The sequence below is a fragment of the Streptosporangium sp. NPDC023825 genome (assembly GCF_040639575.1).
In the GTDB taxonomy this organism is placed as follows: domain Bacteria; phylum Actinomycetota; class Actinomycetes; order Streptosporangiales; family Streptosporangiaceae; genus Streptosporangium.
Window position 1 is genome coordinate 114,947 of record NZ_JBFAAE010000007.1, and the last position, 17,043, is coordinate 131,989.

General features: G+C 70.2%; 11 protein-coding genes and 1 pseudogene. 4 read left to right on the top strand and 8 right to left on the bottom strand.

What is annotated here, in order from left to right; all coding sequences use genetic code 11:
- Window positions 1-57: 57 nt before the first annotated feature.
- Window positions 58-1,389 carry an MBL fold metallo-hydrolase gene (locus AB0G15_RS09170; protein ID WP_362836909.1) on the top strand — a complete coding sequence of 444 codons (1,332 nt, stop codon included), beginning with the start codon at window positions 58-60 and terminating at the stop codon, window positions 1,387-1,389.
- On the opposite strand, the gene AB0G15_RS09175 is transcribed toward AB0G15_RS09170, so the two are convergent.
- Complete coding sequence (locus AB0G15_RS09175) at window positions 1,379-3,919, bottom strand: penicillin acylase family protein (protein ID WP_362837102.1); 2,541 nt, start codon at window positions 3,917-3,919, stop codon at window positions 1,379-1,381. The genes AB0G15_RS09170 and AB0G15_RS09175 overlap by 11 nt on opposite strands.
- Window positions 3,920-4,026: 107 nt before the next feature.
- Here AB0G15_RS09175 and rraA point away from each other — a divergent pair, with 107 nt between their 5' ends.
- Window positions 4,027-4,506, top strand: coding sequence for a ribonuclease E activity regulator RraA (rraA, locus tag AB0G15_RS09180; RefSeq protein WP_362836911.1), 480 nt, complete (start codon window positions 4,027-4,029; stop codon window positions 4,504-4,506).
- A gap of 252 nt (window positions 4,507-4,758) precedes the next feature.
- Here rraA and AB0G15_RS09185 read toward each other — a convergent pair whose 3' ends face one another.
- Window positions 4,759-5,676, bottom strand: coding sequence for an aldose 1-epimerase family protein (locus AB0G15_RS09185; RefSeq protein ID WP_362836913.1), 918 nt, complete (start codon window positions 5,674-5,676; stop codon window positions 4,759-4,761).
- 351 nt (window positions 5,677-6,027) lie between these two features.
- On the opposite strand from AB0G15_RS09185, the gene AB0G15_RS09190 reads away from it, so the two are divergent.
- Complete coding sequence (locus AB0G15_RS09190; RefSeq protein WP_362836915.1) at window positions 6,028-7,437, top strand: AAA family ATPase; 1,410 nt, start codon at window positions 6,028-6,030, stop codon at window positions 7,435-7,437.
- The gene (locus tag AB0G15_RS09195; protein WP_362836917.1) at window positions 7,434-8,066 is read left to right on the top strand and encodes a hypothetical protein; all 633 of its coding nucleotides are present in this window, start codon (window positions 7,434-7,436) and stop codon (window positions 8,064-8,066) included. Before AB0G15_RS09190 ends, AB0G15_RS09195 begins: the two co-directional genes overlap by 4 nt.
- Before the next feature lie 110 nt (window positions 8,067-8,176).
- Here the strand turns inward: AB0G15_RS09195 and AB0G15_RS09200 are convergent.
- The 6 genes and pseudogenes from AB0G15_RS09200 to AB0G15_RS09225 all read right to left on the bottom strand — a co-directional run.
- Window positions 8,177-8,317: pseudogene (locus AB0G15_RS09200) on the bottom strand (hypothetical protein); the annotation flags it as partial.
- A 63-nt stretch (window positions 8,318-8,380) separates the two neighbouring features.
- Window positions 8,381-8,857: a GNAT family N-acetyltransferase gene (locus AB0G15_RS09205; protein ID WP_362836919.1), complete on the bottom strand. Its 477-nt coding sequence runs from the start codon at window positions 8,855-8,857 to the stop codon at window positions 8,381-8,383.
- A 205-nt stretch (window positions 8,858-9,062) separates the two neighbouring features.
- Window positions 9,063-10,451: a cysteine--tRNA ligase gene (cysS, locus tag AB0G15_RS09210; protein ID WP_362836921.1), complete on the bottom strand. Its 1,389-nt coding sequence runs from the start codon at window positions 10,449-10,451 to the stop codon at window positions 9,063-9,065.
- A gap of 146 nt (window positions 10,452-10,597) precedes the next feature.
- The gene (locus AB0G15_RS09215) at window positions 10,598-12,439 is read right to left on the bottom strand and encodes a sigma factor-like helix-turn-helix DNA-binding protein (RefSeq protein WP_362836923.1); all 1,842 of its coding nucleotides are present in this window, start codon (window positions 12,437-12,439) and stop codon (window positions 10,598-10,600) included.
- 49 nt (window positions 12,440-12,488) lie between these two features.
- The gene (locus AB0G15_RS09220; protein WP_362836925.1) at window positions 12,489-14,546 is read right to left on the bottom strand and encodes a UvrD-helicase domain-containing protein; all 2,058 of its coding nucleotides are present in this window, start codon (window positions 14,544-14,546) and stop codon (window positions 12,489-12,491) included.
- Window positions 14,547-14,549: 3 nt separating this feature from the next.
- Window positions 14,550-16,994 (bottom strand): hypothetical protein, encoded by a 2,445-nt coding sequence (locus AB0G15_RS09225; RefSeq protein ID WP_362836927.1) that lies wholly within the window; start codon window positions 16,992-16,994, stop codon window positions 14,550-14,552.
- Window positions 16,995-17,043: the final 49 nt, after the last annotated feature.

Here is a 17,043-nt window from a genome sequence, read left to right on the forward strand (position 1 = left end):
TCTCTCTGGGAGGGGATCTACAAGGGGTGAGCTGTTGATGACCGAAGGGGGCCGCCCATGTCACAGACATCCCACCCAGCAATCGCCTCCCACGTGCCCGCGGAACCCGACGGCCTTCTCGAAGAGCCCCCGCGGCGTTCCGGGTGGTCGGCCCGCTTCACCACGCGGCCGGTACGCGCGCTCAGGCAGCTGGGCCGGACCGCCGGCCGGGCGGTGCGGGACCGGCCCGCCGAGCGGCGGGCCGCGGTGCCCGGGGCGGCACCCCGCGTTCCCGGACCCGCCGAGCGGTCCGCGCGACCGGTGCCCCATGCGCGGTCCGCGCCACCGGCGCCGCCGAGGCGGCCCGAGCCCCTGCCGCGGCGGTCGTGGCCGGGTGGTTTCAAGGACCGGCTCACCTCGCCGATCCCTACGTTCCAGGAGCTGCTGGCGGTCGCCTGGCACGGCACGCTCCGGCCCGGCGTCGGGGACGAGGACCGCATCCCGGTCCACCGGGACGGGCTTCCCCAGGCGACGGGCACCGACGCGGTCGTCACCTGGGTGGGGCACGCGACGTACGTGGTGCAGATCGGCGGGCTGACCATCCTCACGGACCCGGTCTGGGCGAGGAAGATCGTCGGCATTCACCGGCCCCGGCTCACCCCGCCCGGTGTCGCGTGGGCGGACCTGCCCCGGATCGACGCCGTGGTGATCAGCCACAACCACTACGACCACCTGGACGCGCGGACCGTGCGGCGGCTGCCGCGCGGTACGCCCGTGCTCGTGCCGGCGGGGCTGAGGTCCTGGTTCACCCGGCGCGGGTTCCGCGACGTCACCGAGCTCGACTGGTGGGAGAGCACCTGGGTGGGCGGTGTCCGCTTCGACTTCGTCCCCGCCCACCACTGGAGCCGCCGGTCGGTGTGGGACACCTGCAAGTCCCTCTGGGGCGGCTGGGTGATCGCCTCCGACGACCAGACGATCTACTTCGCCGGGGACACCGGCTACGGCGAGCGCTTCGCCCAGATCGGGGCCCGCTACCCGGGAGGCATCGACCTGGCCCTGATGCCGGTGGGCGCCTTCGAGCCCCGCTGGTTCATGAAGGCCGCGCACGTCGATCCCGCGCAGGCCGTACGGGCCTGCCAGGACGTGGGGGCCCGCCGGATGGCGACCATGCACTGGGGCACGTTCGTGCTGTCGGGCGAGTCGCTTCTCGCGCCGGTGGAGGAGGCCAGGGTGGCCTGGGCGGAGGCCGGGCGGGACCGCGCCGACCTGTGGGACCTCGCCATCGGGGAGCCGGGGGTCCGGCCCCCGGGCCGTCTCCCGCCCTGCCGGGGGGGGGCCCGGCGGCCGGCCCGCCGGGCCGCGGACGAGCTCGTCCGCGGCCCGGAAGGCCTCCGCGCCGTCAGGGGCTGAGCGTCAGGGTGTGGGTGGCGGCCTTCTCGACGGAGTCCCGGCGGGCGAGCATGGGAACGGTCTCGCCGTCCGCCCACAGCGGCGCCTGGTCCCAGTAGTTGTCGTGGAACGCGTGGCCGGAGGCGCCGGTCAGGTTGATCCACCGGGACTTGTCCAGGTCCGCCAGGTCCACCACCATTCGCATGGACGGCAGCCAGCTCACCGCGTAGCCGTCCTGCGCGTTCCACCCGGCGGCGTTGACCGCGTCGTCGCTGCCGGACACCGGGAACGGGCCCCGGTTGAACAGCCACTCGATCGGGCCGATTCCCGAGGTGCCGAAGCTCTGGTGGACGAGCTCCAGGGAGTGCAGGTCGCCCCAGCGCCAGTCCTTGACGTCCGGGCCGAGCAGGCCGTTCAGCTCGTCGTAGGCCAGCGCCATCGCCCGCCGCAGCATGTCGTCGCGGGTCTCGGCGCCCGGGGTGGCCGTGTCGTTCCAGAACGCGTCGTCCGGCTTGTCGAGCATGACCCGGACGACCTCGAACCAGCGGTCGCCGCCCTGGGACCTGGCGCCCTCGGGGAGATCGTCGTTGAAGGTCTCGACGAGCAGGTGCCGCCAGACGGCGTTGAAGTACATCGAGGGCCCCGACTCCGCGCCCTGCGCGCGATCCCACTTGCGCAGCAGCTCGCGGGCGTCCTTGGCGGGTCCGGCCATCTCGACGTCCAGCAGCTTGGGCACCAGGAACCGGGCGAGGCCGTTGTCGCTGTCCTGCTGCAACTCGCTCATCGCGGCCACGTCCACCTTGCCGCCGTCCTTCACCGCCTCGCGGAGGCGATCCAGGATGCGCTGGGAGCGGTACCCGTACGCCCAGTCCTTGGTGAGGATGTACGGGTAGCGGGCGGGGTCGACGACCGCGTTGTTCGCGGTCACGATGTAGCCCTCCGGCGGGTTGTAGAGGCTGGGCAGCTCGTTGAAGGGGATCGTCGACTGCCAGGCGTACTCGCCGGTCCAGCCGGGCACCGGCCAGGTGCCGTCGCCGCGGGTCCGCACCGGGATCCGCCCGGGGGCCTGGTAGCCGATGTTGCCCGCGGTGTCGGCGTAGATCAGGTTCTGTGCGGGCACCTCGAACCTGGCGGCCGCGGCCCTGAACTGCTGCCAGTCCTGCGCGGTGTTCAGCGCGAAGATCGCGTCAGCGGTCCTGCCCGGCTCCAGGGCCGTCCACTTGAGCGCGACCGCGTCGGCCTGCTCCTCGAAGAGCGCGTCCATGCCCGGGAGCGTGTTCCTCACGTTCTCCAGGACGTCGGAGATGATCGGCCCGTGTATGGTGTCGCGCACCTTGAGCCGTACGTCGGCGCCCCCGGCCACCTTGATGGTCTCGGTCCTGGTGGTCAGCGGCTTCCAGTCGCCCATGAACAGGTACGAGTCGTCCTTGAGCCGTTCCAGATAGAGGTCGGCGACGTCCGGGCCCAGGTTGGTGAAGCCCCAGGCGACCTTGTCGTTGTGGCCGATGACCACGCCCGGCACGCCAGAGAAGGTGAACCCGGTGACGTCGAACGGGCACTCGGCGCTCTTGACGCGGCAGTGCAGCCCGGCCTGGTACCAGACCGAGGGCATGCCCGGCCCCAGGTGGGGGTCGTTGGAGAGCAGCGGTTTGCCCGACGCGGTGTGCTTGCCGCCGACCACCCACGAGTTGGAACCGATGCCGTGGCCGCCCGCCGGGTCGCCCATCAGGCTCGGCACCGCGCGGATGGCCTCGGCCGCCCGGGTCAGCGCCCCCGTCGCCGGAGCCACCCCGGACGGCTCGGTCTCGACCTTCTTCGGCTCCTGACCCTGGTCGAACCCGCGCTCGCCGACCGAGCCCCGGGTGACGATCGGCTGGTGGGTGCCGTACGGGTAGCCGGGCCACAGCTGCTCCACCCGGCCGCGCGGCAGCTTGCTCGCCGCGAGCGCCCGGCCGATCTCGTCGGCCATGTTGGAGCGCAGGTCCCAGGCCATCGCCTTGAGCCAGGCCAGCGAGTCGACCGGGGTCCACGGCTCCGCCTTGTAGTCCGGGCTGGTCGCCCGCAGCAGCACGTACTCCAGGCTCCTGTCGGCGAAGCCGCCGTTGCGCGCCATCCAGGCGTTCACCCCGCGGGCGTAGGCGTCCAGGTAGTGCCTGGTCTGCTCGCTGAGCAGGGGCAGCTCCTTCTCGGCCACCTTCCGCCAGCCCATGGTCCGGATGACCCTGTCCTCGGTCAGCGTCGCCGAGCCGAACATCTCCGACAGCCGCCCGGCGGTCACGTGGCGGCGGAAGTCCATCTCGAAGAAGCGGTCCTGGGCGTGCACGTAGCCCTGAGCCAGGAACAGGTCGTCGGGGGAGTCCGCGTAGATGTGCGGGATACCCGTCTTATCGCGATATACGGTGACTTTTCCCTTCAAGCCTCTCACCTTGAGCTCGCCTTCGAGCTGCGGGAACGACGCCCGCACGCTCCACACGCCCGCTCCGGCGAGTAGCAGCCCGAGCACCAGAAACACGGTGAGCACCCGTGCCAGCCACGTGAGCGGGCGGGGCATCCAGGCGTACGGGCGAAACCTCACAAAAACCTCCTAGGCGACAAGCTCCCGCAAGTGTGGCATCACCCCCGTGGTGTCGGCGCAGCCGTAATTGTGAAGATGCACGCATGAGACTTTCCACGGCCGACCTGGTCGACGCCCACGGCTCGGCGGTCGCGAGCTGCCTGACCCAGTTCCGCTCCTACGGCCCGAGCCCCCGGTTCGCCGGGCCGATCGCGACCGTCCGCTGCCTGGAGGACAACGCCCTCGTCAAGCGGGTCCTGGCCACACCGGGCGAGGGCCGCGTGCTGGTCGTGGACGGCGCGGGATCCCTGCGCACCGCCCTGATGGGCGACGTCATCGCCGCCTCCGCCGTCGCGCACGGCTGGTCCGGCGTCGTCGTCAACGGCGCCGTCCGCGACACGGCCGCCCTCGCCGGACTGGACCTGGGGATCAAGGCCCTCGGCTCGAACCCGGCCAAGAGCGCCAAGGAGGGCACCGGCGAGCTCGACGTGCCGGTCACCTTCGGAGAGGTCGTCTTCACTCCCGGCGCCTGGCTCTACAGCGACGAGGACGGCATCCTCGTCAGCCCCGCCGAACTTTCCTGAGGTCTTCCCGCGACCTTGGTGGGCCCCTCCCTGCCAAGGGGCCTTTCCCCGGAACTTTCCCGAGGGTCTTTCCGTGACGCTGGTGGGCCCCTCCCTGCCAAGGGGCCTTTCCTCAGAGCTTTCCTGAGGGTCCTTCCACGACGCTGATCGGCCCCTTCCTGCCAAGGGGCCTTCTGCTCATTCCCGAAGGAGGCACCCCGCCTTTGGCGGGCCGCTCCGGCGGGGCCCGGTCTGACGGCCGGGCGTCGGACGTCAGATCGGGCCGATTCCCCAGTGGTGCACGGCGCGGTCGCCGGGGGCCAGCCTGATGACGTCCTCTCCGGTACGGAAGGCGTTCGGCGGGCAGGTCATCGGCTCCACCGCCAGTCCCTGGCGGCGGTGGCCCTCCGGCAGGGTGTCTCCGGTGTAGAGCTGGAGCCACTCGATGCCCTCGCCCGCCCACAGCTCGACCCCGGTCCCGTCCGGGCCGGCCAGCGTGACCCGCACCCGCCCGTCGGCGCCGCGCTCCAGACCGGTGAAGGCGGTGTCGAGCTCCGTCCCGCCGATCGGACGGGGGACCCTGAAGTCGTACTCGGTGCCCTCGACGTCGTGGCGGCCGGTGGGGATCTTCCGGTCGTCCACCGCGATCCACTGGGTGGCGGGCAACTCCAGGAGGGCGTCGTCAAGGGCGCAGAGGGCGCCGAGGGACAGGTAGGGGTGGGCTCCGAAGCCGTACGGCGCGTCGGTGGCGCCGACGTTCTCCGCGGTCACCTCGATCTCCAGGCCGGCGGCGCCCAGGGCGTACCGGACGGAGAGGTCGAGGACGTGCGGGTAGCCGAGCTGGGGGAACAGCCGCAGCCCCAGCCGGATCGAGGCGTCGTCGTGGGTCAGGACCCGCCAGGGGAAAGACCGGGAGAAGCCGTGGATCGCGTTGCCGGTCTTGGGCTCGCTCAGCGCGAGCTGCCGGTCCTCTCCGTCGAAGGTGTAGCGGCCGTCCTCGACCCTGTTCGGCCAGGGAAGCAGCGGCAGCCCCGCACCGCCGAGCGGGGACTGGTCCTCGGGAAAGTCGACGACGAGCGGCCTGCCGTCGAGGGTGAGGCTTCTGAGGCCCGCCCCGAGCTCGGTGATGACGGCCTGGAAGCCGCCGGCCGCGATGGTGTGTTGGGCGCCGGTGGGCGCGATGTATGTCACCCGGCAATTCAACACCTACGTACCTTGCTCCCGGTTCACGACCGCACTCATGAGGAGCACGCTGTCGCCAAGCCCCCGGCCCTTGGCCGACAGGCGGGGAAGACGTCTCGGATGGCGTAAGCAGCTTCCGCATGGTAGGTCCGATAAAACACTGATTACGCTGTCTGGCCGATCAGAGCGTCAGGACGGACGTCGCGGTCCCCTTCGCCGAGGGGACGGCGGGTCGGCGACTGGAGGGGTTCCAGGGAAGCGTTCCGTCCGCTGAGCCTCGTATGGGCGTGGTGCGTATCGTGCGAGAGACGAGACTGACTTACCCGCCGCCGCTAGCACGGGGCGCATGGGAAGGTTCTGATGCTTACAAGACTGGAAGTCGATGGATTCAAGAACCTCTTGGGTTTTGAGGTGGATCTTGGTCCTTTCACGTGCATCGCAGGTGTCAACGGCACCGGTAAGTCAAATATTTTTGATGTTATTCAATTCCTTAGTCTCCTGGCGGACAGATCTCTGCTCGAAGCCGCCCAAGAGGTCCGTGGGGTGCACGGGGAGCGTTTAGGGGATCCTCGCGACCTGTTCTGGAACGGATATTCCGGAGCTCGTCACACGATGCGATTCGCAGCGGAAATGATTGTTCCAGGTGAAGTCGAGGACGATTTCGGCCGACCAGCCAGGCCTGCGATCACCTTCCTTCGCTACGAACTGGAGCTCGGGTACGTTCCTCCCACAGGAATAGAAAAGATCGGACGCCTCGGCCTGCTTGCGGAAAACCTTCGACACATCAAGCTGGGGGATGCACCCGACAAGCTTCGTTTCAAGCACAATGCTGGCCAATTTCGTAAAGCGGTACTACATGGACGTAGGGCCGGCACCGCGTTCATCTCAACCACGCAAGATGCTGACGGCCAACCGATCATTAGCATTCATCAGGACGGTGGAAGCAGGGGTCAACCAAAGCCTGCTGCCGCGTCCAGGGCTCCTGCAACGGTCGTGAGTACGGTTACAAGCAGCGATGACCCTACCGTCCTGGCTGCTCGAAGAGAAATGCAGTCTTGGCGTCGGCTGGCTCTCGAACCCTCCGCGCTCCGAACGGCGGACCGTTACGTTGACACACGTCAAATGGATCCGACAGGCCGCCATCTTGCAGCAACTCTATTCCGTATAGCTTACGAGGATGGTGATCCGGAGCGTATCTATGCAAGAGTCGCGGGGCGACTGGCTGACTTGTCGGGTGTTAACGTCAGAAAGCTTCAGGTTGAACAAGACGACGTTCGGGAACTCTTTACGGTGCAGCTTGTTGAGTCAGGAGGGCTCGCCCTGCCTGCCAGAAGTCTGTCCGAAGGAACCCTTCGATTTCTTGCTCTCTGCGTTCTTCTCGAAGATCCTTCAGTTGAAGGCCTGCTGTGTATGGAAGAACCTGAGAACGGAATACATCCAGCCAATCTAAATGCGATGGTTCGTCTAGTCGAGGACTTGGCGGTCGACGCCCAAGAGGCGCCGGGCTCAGATAACCCATTCCGCCAGGTCGTTGTAAACACTCATTCGCCCGCAGTCGTCCAACTTGTGGACCCTCAAGATCTTCTCTTTGCGGAGACGGATATTCGACAGGCACCTGATGGGACCATGACGCATGCACTCCAGCTACGTCCCCTTGCGGGGTGTTGGCGTGATGACGAGAACGCGAGAGGAAGGGCGGTTACCAAAGCCGATATCCTCCCTTACCTAACGACGCCACCCGGAGCTCGGCTTACCTTGGAGATCGCGTGAGTCTGCGCATCTTGTTCCTTGACGAAGGAACCAGCGACAGTGGTATCACGACTCATGTTAGGCGTATAGCCGGCGAACACGGATTTATGGTGGTCGTTACGGATCCGCTGATGGAAAGGCTTCCCCAAGCCCGTCAAAGAACGATTAAATCCAAACTGGAGATGATCAAGGAGATCGGAGGAGATTACGAACTTATAATAATTCATCGTGACGCTGACAGGGAAAGCAGAGAGTCTCGCCTGCGTGAAATTGAATTAGCCATCGAGGCGGTCGTACCGAATACTCCTTTTATGGGTGCTATTCCGATTCGCATGACCGAGGCATGGCTCATGCTGGATGAGTACAACATTCGGCAGGTTTCCGGAAACCCGAATGGTCGAATGAATCCCGGGCTCCCAAAACCGAGATCCGTCGAAGAGATCCCAGACCCCAAAGCCATGCTTGCCGAAAAGCTCGCTCTCGCTTCGGGTCTATCCGGAAGAAGGTTGGAAAAATTCAAGAAGCGTTTCCCTGAACATCGTCGCCAGCTTTTAGATCGTATTGACCCTTTAGGGCCCATCTGTGAAGTCTCTTCGTGGAAAAAATTCAACGAAGACCTCCTGTCTGGCCTACAAAAAGCAGCCGGTTGAATGATTTCAGGTTTTCGGTTTGAATTAGCACTCCATGTTCGTGAGAAGCAGGTGTTGCTTTCGCGTCGAAGTGCGGACCTTTGGGGTCGTCGAAGTCGCTGCCCCTGATGTCATCGATGAAAAGTACGCTGCTCGGCGATGGGGGAGATCGGAGCGGAACCACTCTGTTTCTTGGCATCGCGAACGTCGAAGCGGCCAGTTGTCAGCGAGGCGACCTCGGCGTGACCGCAACCGCCGCCGCTGCGGGTGCTCTTACGCCAAACGGTTTTTCAGCAAACATGATTTTTCGGCCCACCGAGTAGTATCAAGTCCGACTACAGCACCGTCTCCAGGACCGTGGACTGCACGGCGAAGCCGTTGGTCCGGTAGAAGCGGACGGCCGCCTCGTTGCTCGCGTAGGCGGTCACCCCGGCGTACCGGGCGCCGTGGTGGCGGGCCCACCGCCTGAACTCCTCCACCAGCCTGGCGCCGATCTTCCGGCCCCGGTAGGACGGCTCGACGTACATGCTGCCCAGCGTCGCCACGGTGACCGGCCGCATCGCGGTGGGCCCTGACAGGGTCCCGGTCAGGTGGCCGACGATCCGGCCGCCGTCCTCGGCGACCATCACCAGGCGGTCCGGATCCTCCAGCGCGTCCACGAAGCGGGCCCGCCCGTGCTCCACGGGCCAGTTCACGTTCAGGGCGGGGTCACGGGTCCCGGCGTCCTCGGCGAACAGCGCGGAGCTGCAGGCGACGATCCCGTCCACATCCGCGATCGTGCCGGGTCGTACGGCGACGACGATCTCACTCATGATCAGGACGCTATCGGTCGCGACCGACATTACGAGTGATCTGCTGCTTTCGTCCCTCCCGGCGGGGCGGAACCCCTTTCCGGCGGGATGGGAATCCCGCCCCCGGGCCGGGAGGTCCTCTCCCGGTGGGACCGGTCCGGGGCGAAGGCCGTACCGGCCGGCCGGTCCAGGACGGAGGCCGTACCGGTCCCGCGCGAAACGGCCGTCAGGTCCAGGTCTGGCCCTCCGGGGTGTCGGTGACCTTCACGCCGAGGGCGGCCAGCTCGTCGCGGAGGCTGTCGGAGGCGGCCCAGTCCCTGGCGTCGCGGGCCCGCGCGCGCCGCTCCAGCAGCTCGGCGGCGCCCTCGGGCAGGGGCTTCGGCCTGAGCGTCCTGCCGATGTCGAGGGAGAGGTCCAGGGCGAGGACCTGGTCGAGGTGCAGGAACGCCTCGAAGCGCGAACCGGGGGAGATCGAGTCGTCGCGCTCCAGCTCGCGCAGGAGCCGCAGCGCCAGCGGGGTGTCGAGGTCGTCGTCGAAGGCGGCCTCGATCCGGGAGACCCGGTCGGCGGGCATCGGGCCGCTCGGCGACTCCGACCACTCGGCCACCTGGCCGCGCCAGCGCCGCAGGGTCTTGTCGGCGGCCCGCAGGGTGTCCCAGGTGAGGTTCATCTGCTGGCGGTGGCGGTGCTCCAGCAGCGCCAGCCGCACGGCCAGCGGGTCGAGGCCCGCGTCCGCCACGTCCTTGAGCAGGACCACGTTGCCGGTGGACTTCGACATCTTGCGCCCGTCGAAGAGCAGGTGCTCGCCGTGCACCCAGTGGCGCACCACCTCGTGCCCGGCGGTGGCGTCGGACTGGGCGCGCTCGTCCTCGTGGTGCGGGAAGCGCAGGTCGATCCCGCCGGTGTGCAGGTCGATGCGCTCGCCGAGGAACCGCAGCGACATGGCCGAGCACTCGATGTGCCAGCCGGGGAAGCCGCGGCCCCACGGGGTCTCCCAGGTCAGTCCCGTCTCCGAGGGCTTCCACAGCGCCCAGTCGGCGTGGAACCGTTTGCGCGGGTCGACGGCCTCGATCCGGTGGCCCGGCCTCAGCCGGTCGAGCCGGTTGCCGGAGATCTCCCCGTACGTCGGGAAGGAGGCGGCGTCGAAGAAGACCGACCCGTCGGGCACCGCGTACGCGTGCCCCTTCTCGATCAGCTTGGCGATCATCTCGATCATCAGGTCGATCGTCTCGCTCGCCCGGGGCGAGTGCTCGGGCGGGCGGATGTTCAGCGCGGTCGTGTCCGCCACGAAGGCGTCCTCGTAGAACCGGGCGACCTCCAGGACGCTCCGCCCCTCGGCCCTGGCCTGGGCGAGCACCTTGTCCTCGCCCGAGGGGTCGATCTCGGTGTCGTCCACCAGGTGCCCGACGTCGGTGATGTTGCGGCAGGCCACCACCCGGACCCGCTGCCGCTCGCTGACCCGCCTGATCAGGTCCGCCAGCAGGTAGGACCGGAGGTTGCCCACGTGGGCCGACCTGTAGACGGTCGGGCCGCAGGTGTACATCCGCAGGGAGCGGCTCCCCTCGGGAACGATCCGCTCAACCCGGCGATTCCGCGTGTCATACAGGCTCAGCATGGGTCGAGCCTACGCAACCGCGCCCGTTCCCACGGCGTAAGAGTCCACGCCGGTGAGTTCACCCGGGCGCGCCCCGGGTCCGGTCGTGTCCGGACCCGGCGCGCGACTCCTCGGCCTTTTCTGCCTTCCCGGCTCGTTCGGCCCGCTCAGCCTTCGAGGAAGGCGAGGATCTCGCGGTCGCCCCGGTCGCGCAGGCGGGCGATCACCTCCTCGCGGGTGCAGCCCTCCGGCAGGCCGATGCGGGCGCCGATCAGGCGGATGCCCTCGGCCTCCGACGCCACCGGCGCCGTGTAGCCGATCAGGTGCAGCGCCCGGTTGAGCGCGGGCAGGGCCGGCGAGGCCGCGGGCAGGTAGCGGGTGAGCAGCTCGCCGCCGTCGGAGACCGTGAGGAAGACGTGGTCGCCCTCGGAGGCGTTGGCGGCGATCAGGACGGGGCGGATGGACCCCATGGTCGGCTGGTTGTGCCAGCTGATCACCACGTCGCCCGACGGGGTGGAGGCGGTCAGCTGGCCGCCGGGGGCCATGCCCAGGTGCGCGGCGAAGCCGGTCGGCAGCGGGGAACCCGAGCCGCGCAGGTGCTCGGCGTTGACGTCCACCCGGTGCCACCAGCGCCCGTCGCGGCTGCGGAAGCAGCGCCGGGTCTCCGAGACGTCCCGGCGCGGCTGGTAGTCGGCCTGCTCGGACCCGGCCACCCTGATCCACCCGCGCTGCGTGCGCTCGAAGCCGGGCCCGCCCGCGTACGCGCGGACCGAGCTCTCGCTCACGTCGTAGCGCCCGGTGAGGTTGGTGACGATCGTGTTGACCGACGCCTCGCCGTTGGACCGCTCGATCTCCCTGACGATCATCTCCCGGATGCCCAGGTACTGCTCGCCGCCCCAGCGCGACAGCCCGTACTTGTTCCGGTCGACCCGCAGGAAGCGGTCGTCGGCGGTGAGCTGGTTGCGGATGCCGACGAGGCTGTAGTCCTCGCCGATGCGCTCCTGGATCTCCTCGGGCGTCAGCGGGCCGCCCGCCACCGCCAGCACGGCCTCGGCCTTGTCGTTGACGCTGCGCGGCCACGGGACCACGTGGTTCTCCAGCACCCGCAGCTGGGGCACCGCGATGAGCCAGCGCTCGGCCACGTCCTCGCGGATGCCGAGCTGGCTGGCCAGCGTCACGGCCTCGTCCAGCGGGCGCGGCCCGTCGGTGAACAGCTGCCGGGTCTTCTCCCTGAGCTCGTCCGCCCCCCCGGCGACCAGCCAGCCGTCCACCTGCTCGTAGCCGGTCAGCAGGGTCCGCACGAACCGCCAGGAGGGGATGCCCAGCGTGGCCAGGTCGGTGCGGTGCCACGGCACGGCGGCGGCCAGGTCGTCGGCGGGCACGGCGGAGCCCAGCCGGCCACGCAGCCACGACACGTGGGCGATCAGCGGCGCCGCGTCGTCCTTGGCGAGCCAGGCCTCGACGTGGTCGCGCAGGTCGCGCTCGATCTGCCGGATGCGCTCCCTGGTGACGGAGAACCGCTGGGCGAGGTCGTCGAGCGTGGCCCGCTGGGAGGCGTACAGCCGGTCCCTGGCGATGGCCCGCTGCCGCTCGTCCAGGGTGGCGAAGACCTCGTCGATCAGCTCGGGCAGCGGCCGGTCGGGCCGGGAGGGGCGGATCCTGGCGACGCTCTCCTCGGTGACCGGTTCGAGCAATCGCTCCAGCACCCCGGTGAACAGCTTGTGCACCACCTCGCGGCCGAGCCCTTCGGGCGTGCGGACGCTCGCGGCGGGGTCGGCGAACCTGAGCAGGGGGAGGACGTCACCGAGCATGAGGTGCCCCCAGCACGCCAGGGCGAGGTCGGTCAGGCGACCGGCGACCTCGGACGTCCCGATGGTCGAGCAGGCGGTGTCGAGCGGAAGCGCCTGCCACCACGCCTCGGGGAGGCGGGGGTCGGTCGCGATCGGCGCTACCTGGCCGGGAGAGGTCCAGCGCAAGGGTGGCGCGATGTCGCTCAGGCTGAGGTTCATTGAGGTCCAACCGGCAAAGGGGAATATATCCGCAGTTCAGACTATGTGGTCAGGTAGGAAGGAAGGGACTGGCCCGTCCGTAATGGGAAACGTAGAGGAGTTCTCTCGCCCGGGTGCAGGCCACGTAGAGCAGGCCGCGTTCCCGCTGGAGATCATGGGCTCTGGCGGCGGGGTCCTCGCCGACCGGGGTCAGGGAGTCGGGGTCGGGCACGATCCCGTCGGCCACGCCGATCACCGCGACCCGCCGGAACTCCAGTCCCTTCATGGCGTGCAGCGTCGTCACCCGTACCCCCAGATCACGCAGAGCGGCCCGCGCGTCACGCACGAGGCCGGCGGTCCTGGCGGCCACCGCTATCTCCTCGGGCGTCACGCCCTCATTCACCCACTGTCCCACCTGTGCCACCAGACCCGTCAGCTCATCCTGCGGTGAATCGTAGGCGCGGACCATCGGCCGGAGCCCGTGCCGGGTGCCCCGGAAGCCGTAAAGCTCCTGCACACCCTTGACGAGCCCGTCGGCGGGGCCGCCCCCGCGCAACCGGACCCCCCAGGAAAGGATCTCCCGGGGAAGCCGGTACGACACCCGCAGGCGCTGCTGGATCGCGTCGATCCCGACGGCGCCGAGCGCCACCCGCGTGTCGAAGATGCGCTGGTGCGGGTCGCCCACGATGAACATGTCGTCGCGGGCGTGCGGCACCGCCGCCCGCAGCAGCCGCCACTGCGCCGGGTGCAGGTCCTGCGCCTCGTCCACCACGATGTGCCGGTACGGCTCCCGCGCCGGCTCCGCCTCCTCCAGCAGGTCCCCGGTCGTCTGGCCGAGCAGCGTCGACGCCTCGGAGGCCAGCTGCAGCAGGGTCCGCTTGCCGCGCTCGCGCAGCTGCCCGGTGACGTGCTCGACGGCCTTCCACACGGAGGTGCGCTCCCCGGCCGTCAGCTCGACGCTGCGGCCCGGGCGGGGGGCCTCCAGGTACTCGTCCAGGGTCCGCAGGTTCTGCGCCAGGACGACCTGTTCCCACTCGCGCAGCAGGAACGCCGGGCTGTGACCGGTCTCGGTCTCCTCCCAGAGCGCGGTCAGCTCGGCGGCGCCGACCAGGGCGGGCGGGCGGCCCTCGGCCTCGGCGACGATGCGGTGGGCCAGCCGGTCCACGTTGCCGACCTCGATCCGCTTGCGGATCACCCCGTCCTCGATCAGCTGGTCGAGCCTGGTCGCGAGCTCGGCGCTCAGCCCCTGGGAGAAGGTGACGAGCAGGATCTGCCCGCTCGCGCGCCCGGCCAGGTAGGCCGCCCTGTGCAGGGCGACGAGCGTCTTGCCGGTGCCCGCGCCGCCGGTGACCAGCGTCGGCTGCTGGTAGGACTCCCAGTACGCCAGCCGGTGCTGCGGCGGGTGCAGGAACACGCACCAGCCCGGCGCGTCGAGCACGCGGTTCAGCTCGCGCGGGTCGTCGGTGAAGACGGCGCGGTCCGGGCTGCGCAGGAGCGCGGCACCGAAGTCCTCGGGATTGATCGGCTCGGGGTCCGCGGGGACGGCGCGGCAGTTCTCCAGCTCCCGCCAGGCCCCGGCCATCGACTCGCCCCTGGCGAGCGCCGCCAGCGGCTCGTACTGCGTCGGGGGCAGCAGCGGTTCGAGGGCCTCCAGGGTGAGCTGGTCGGTGATCTGCCTGACCAGCGGCAGGAACCGGCCGTCGACCCCCAGCTCGGCCAGGTCGCTGTCGCAGAAGTCGGAGAACAGCCGCGTCGCGGACGCCTCGGCCGCCCTGCGCACCGCGGGCCGCACCCGGTCCAGCGCCTCGGCGTCCCACATCTCGACCACGCCCAGCGCCGTGTTGACGCCGAACCGGTAGCGCTGCGCGTACGCCCACGCCTCCGCGTCCGGCAGCACGGTCAGCAGCCAGTAGACGTCCCGCTGCTTGACCACGACCCCCCGGTGCCGGTCGGCCAGCCTCAGGGTCGCCACCCGGGGGTCCCTCGCCCCCCTGACCCGTTCGGGGTGCGGGGCGCCCGCCACGTTCTGCAGGAACCTGCGCGCCGAGACCACGACGTCCCGGCGCACCGGCTGGGCCAGGGCGCCGAGTTCGACGGGGAAGTCCGGGGAGATGGCGAGGCGGGGCATGGATCAGGCCAACAGTGACAGGAGATCGCGGTCCCCGCGTTCTCGCAGCCGGGTGAGGAGCTCGGGGGTGGCCACGGGTCCCGTCATGCCGACCCGGGTGGCGATCACCCGCCCGGCCTGCTCGGGGGTGCCGCCCGTCGCGGTGTAGCCGACGAGCCTCAGCGCCCGAGCCGTCGCCTCCACCTCCTCGCCCGCGGCCGGCAGGTGCCTGGCCCGCAGCACGCCCTCGTCCGACAGGGTGAGGAACAGGTGGCTGCCCTCCTTGGCCCCCACGTCCTCCAGGAGCGTCATGAGCGACTCCAGCACGGGCCTGTCCTGCCAGCTGAGGACCAGCTCCCCGACCGCGCTGCTGACCGTGCGGCCGTCACCGGGCGACATCCCGAGGTAGGCGGCGAACCCGCTGGGCAGCGGGCACTCGGCACCTCCGAGGTGCTCTGCGGTGACGTCGATCCTCAGCCACCAGCGGCCGTCCGGCTGCCGGAAGCAGCGCCTGGTCAGCGAGACGTCCTTCAGCGGGCGGAACGGCGCCTTCCCCGGCTCCCGCCCGGGCTCCCCGCCGTTCGTCCCGCCGATCCCGCCGGCCCCGCCGCTCAGGTCGCCGGGCTTCTCCGCGGTCAGGGCCGGGGCGCCGTTCGAGCGCTGGGGAGGCCGCTCGCCCGCGCCGAGGATCCGGAGCTGCGGGACGTTCTCCAGCCACTCCTTGGACACCTCGGGGTGGATGCCCAGCGAGGAGACCATGTCGAGGGCCTTGTTGATGGTGAGCGGCGGCTTGGCACCGCTGATCATGTCGCGGGTGCGGTGGCGCAGCTCGGTGATGTCGCCCTCCACCAGCCACTCGTCGACCAGGTGGTAGCCGGGGAGGGTGGCCAGCACGAACTGCCAGGCCGGTACGTCGAGGGAGTGCAGCTCCTGGGTGTGCCAGGGGACCGCGTTGATCAGCCGCTCCCTGGGCGCGGCCTTGCCGAGGATCCCCTTCACCTCCTCCAGGTGCTCCCGGTACGGGGCGGCCTCGTCGGAGGCGGTCCACTCGTCGAGCTCCCTGCGCAGGTCGGCCTCGATGTCGGCGATGACCTCCGGGGGCACCGCGAAGAGCTTGGCCAGCGCCTCCACGGTCGCCGGGGCGTCGCTGAACAGCCTGTTCTGCGCCACCGCCCAGCGCTTGTCCTCCACGTTGGCGAAGACGCCGTCCACCAGCGCGTGCAGGCTCCTCGGCGCCGGCCGCACCGGCGGCCGCGCGGCTCCGCCGCCCTCGTGATCCTCCGCGCTCTCGTGGTCCTCCGCGTCCTCGTTGTCCTCGTGGCTCTCCGCGACCGGCTCGGGGACCTCCGCCGCCTCGGGGGCGCCGGCGGGTACGGGGTCGCCCGCCCGGTCGTCCTCGGGGCCTTTCTCGCGGCCGTCCATGGATTCGTCCGCGGGCCCGGCGACGTGCCCGGCCTCGGAGAGGGCCTCCGCTCCCGCGGACCCGGCCTCCGTCTCCTCGGGCCCGGTCCCGGCGACGGCTCCGGCGGGGCCTGCCGCGGAGACGGCCTCCGTCTCCGCGTGCCCGGCCTCGGCAGCCCTCACGGCCTCGGCGGCCCTCACGTCCTCGGGGGCGAACCCGGCCTCGGCGGCGAATCCGGTCTCGGCGGCCCTCACGTCGTCGGAGGCGGCCGCGAACCGCTCTTCCCCCGCGGAGGTGCTCGACGGCGGGTTCTTCCTCGAGGCGGGCTGGAAGAGCGACCCGGGGGCCTCCTGGGGGCCGGCGTCCGGGTCCGTCGTGCGACGGGCCTCGGGCACCGGCAGGGCGTCGCGCTCCTGGGGGGGCCTGCGCTTCGGCAGGGCCACGGGCTCGGCGAGGGCCTCCGGCTCCGGCGCGTTCCCGGGATGGGAGGCCGCAGCGGCGGGCGGAGCGTCCTGAGCCGGGAGGTCTCCGGCGGCGGAAGCGCTCCCGGCGGGCGCGGGCGAGCCCACCGGCCCGGGGGAGGACTCGGAGGTCTCACGCGGGGGGGCGGGCGTCCGGGCGGCTCCGGCGGTGAGCGCCGCCGGGACCGGGACCGCGTGGGCGGGGGCCGCCAGGCGCGTGAAGACCGCCGTGAAGAGGGCCTGCAGCAGCGGGACAGGCTGGATGAACGGCTGGTCGCGCAGGTCGTGGCCGGTCAGCGCGAGAAGGCCCGGCCAGGACCCGGCCCGGTCGAGGGCGATGGCCGTGCAGGGCTCGTCCGCGTCCTCCGGGTCCAGGACGTGCAGAGCGGGGAGCACGTCCCCCACGGCGGCGGCCGGCCAGTGGTTCAGGGCGACCGAGGCGAGGATGTCGGCCAGCCTCTCCGGGCCCAGCACGGCGAGCACGCGGGCCATCGGCAGGCTCCGCCACCAAGCGTCCGGTAGGTCGGGCTGTTCGCGCAGAAGTGGGATCGTGGCCGCGTCGCTCCAGCGCAGCGGCGGCACGAGGTCACTCAGACAGAAGTTCATCCGTTCCCTTCACCAGCCCCTCAAGCCGCCCGAGTCACTCCATGTGGCC